This window comes from Streptomyces sp. WM6372 (assembly GCF_001279655.1).
Lineage (GTDB): Bacteria > Actinomycetota > Actinomycetes > Streptomycetales > Streptomycetaceae > Streptomyces.
This window is the reverse complement of sequence record NZ_LGDB01000063.1, coordinates 1-2,557: the sequence shown is the minus strand read 5'-3', so window position 1 is coordinate 2,557 and position 2,557 is coordinate 1. Positions and strand designations below refer to the sequence as shown.

Below are 2,557 nucleotides of genomic sequence, written 5' to 3'. Positions count from 1 at the left end.
CCACGCCGCGGGCACCGGCGACAACGGCCTCATCGCCACCATGGACCCGGAACGCCTCGACCGGGTCCTCGCCCCCAAGGCCGACGCCGCCTGGCACCTGCACGAGCAGACCGAGCACCTGGGCCTGCCGCTCTTCGCGCTCATCTCCTCCGCCGGCGGTCTGACCCTCGCCGCCGGACAGGCGAACTACGCCGCCGCGAACACCTTCCTGGACGCGCTGGCGACCCACCGCCACGCCCAGGGCCTCGCCGCCCAGTCGCTGGCCTACGGCCTCTGGGCGAGCACGGGCATGGGCCAGTACATCACCGACACCGACGTGAAGCGCATGGAGCGCCAGGGCCTGCCGCCGTTGCAGCCCGAGGAGGCGCTCGCCCTCTTCGACGCCGCGTACGCCTCCGGCCGGCCCGCCACCGTCCCGCTCCACGTCAACCGCACCGCCCTGGCCGCCCGTACCGACGAACTCCCCGCGCTCCTGCGCTCCGCCACCCCCGCCCCGCAGCGCCGCAACGTCCGCGCGAGCGCCGGCGGTGCGGGAGCGGGCGCCGCCCACGAGCTCGCGGCGCGCCTCGCCGGGAAGACCGAGGAGGAGCGCGACCGCGCCCTGCTCGAACTGGCACGGACGCACGTGGCCGCCGTACTGGGCCACGAGTCCGCCGACGCCATCGCACCCGACCGGGCCTTCCAGGAGCTCGGCTTCGACTCCCTCAGCGCCGTGGAACTGCGCAACCAGCTGAAGGCGGCCACCGGGCTCCGGCTCCCCGCCACCCTCGTCTTCGACTACCCGAACGCGCGCGCCGTCGCCCAGTACATCGGCGAGTCCATCCGCGGAGCGGCGCAGGGCGCGGCCTCCCGTCCGGCGGCCGCCATCGCCCGTACGCGGGCGGACGGCGACGACGACCAGATCGCGATCGTCGCGATGAGCTGCCGCCTCCCCGGCGGGGTCACCTCCCCCGAGGAGCTGTGGCAGCTCGTCGTGGAGGGCCGGGACGCCGTCTCCGGCTTCCCCCTCGACCGCGGCTGGGACGTGGAGAACGTGTACGACCCGGAGCCGGGCGTGCCGGGCAAGACGTACGCCAACGAAGGCGGCTTCCTCTACCGGGCGGGCGACTTCGACCCGCACTTCTTCGGGATCAGCCCGAACGAGGCACTGATCATGGACCCCCAGCAGCGGCAGCTCCTGGAGGTCTCGTGGGAGGCCATCGAGCGGGCCGGCATCAACCCGCACACCCTCAAGGGCAGCAAGACCGGCGTCTTCGCGGGCGTCATGTACCACGACTACGGGCAGGGCACCGAGGCCGCCGCCACCACCGGCGGCAGCCTGATCTCGGGCCGCGTCTCGTACACGCTGGGCCTGGAAGGCCCGTCCATGACCGTGGACACGGCCTGCTCCTCGTCGCTCGTCTCGCTGCACCTGGCCACCCAGTCGCTGCGCTCCGGCGAGTGCTCGATGGCGCTGGTCGGCGGTGTCGCGGTGATGGCGAGCCCCGACATGTTCGTCGAGTTCAGCCGCCAGCGCGGGCTCGCCGCCGACGGCCGCTGCAAGTCCTTCGCGGGCGCCGCCGACGGCGCCGCCTGGTCCGAGGGCGTCGGCGTCCTCGTCATCGAGCGGCTCTCCGACGCCCGCCGCAACGGTCACCCCGTGCTCGCGGTGATCCGGAGCTCCGCCGTCAACCAGGACGGCGCGTCGAACGGCATGACCGCCCCCAACGGCCCCTCGCAGCAGCGGGTGATCCAGAGCGCCCTGGAGAAGGCCGGGCTGACCACGGCCGACGTCGACGTGGTCGAAGCCCACGGCACGGGTACCAAGCTCGGCGACCCGATCGAGGCCCAGGCCGTCCTCGCCACGTACGGGCAGGGCCGCGACGAGGACAAGCCGCTGTGGCTCGGCTCGCTGAAGTCGAACATCGCGCACACGCAGGCCGCGGCCGGTGTCGCCGCCGTCATCAAGATGGTCCAGGCCCTGCGCCACGGGCTGATGCCGAAGACCCTGCACGTCGACGAGCCCACCCCGCACGTCGACTGGTCCGAAGGCAACGTCAAGCTGCTCACCGAGGCCGTCGAGTGGCCGGCGGGCGAGCGGCTGCGCCGCGCGGGCATCTCCTCGTTCGGGCTCAGCGGTACGAACGCGCACGTGATCCTGGAGGAGGCCCCGGCGGCCGCGGAAGCCCGTACGGACGAGGTTCCGCGCGAGCTGCCCGTCGTACCGGTCGTACTGTCGGCCCGGTCCCCCGAGGCCCTGGCCGGCCAGGCGGAGCGGCTGCGGGCGCACCTCGCCGACCGCGAGGACCTCTCGCCGACCGACCTCGCCTTCTCGACGGCGACCTCGCGCACCGCGCACGAGTACCGGGCCGCGGTGGTCGGAGGGAACCGCGAGGAGCTCCTCACCGGGCTGGCGGCGCTGGCCGAGGGCTCGGAGGCGGGTGTGGTCCAGGGTCTCGTACGGGAGGGCAAGTCGGCTTTCCTGTTCACGGGGCAGGGCGCGCAGCGGCTGGGCATGGGGCGTGAACTGCACGCGGCGTTCCCGGTGTTCGCCGCCGCTCTCGACGCGGTGGTCGCG

General features: G+C 73.9%; 1 protein-coding gene. It reads left to right on the top strand.

All coding sequences use genetic code 11. The annotated features are described in order from the left end of the window. Window positions 1-2,557, top strand: a 2,557-nt coding sequence (locus ADK52_RS07370; protein WP_159045861.1) for a beta-ketoacyl synthase N-terminal-like domain-containing protein, incomplete at both ends; no start/stop codon positions are given.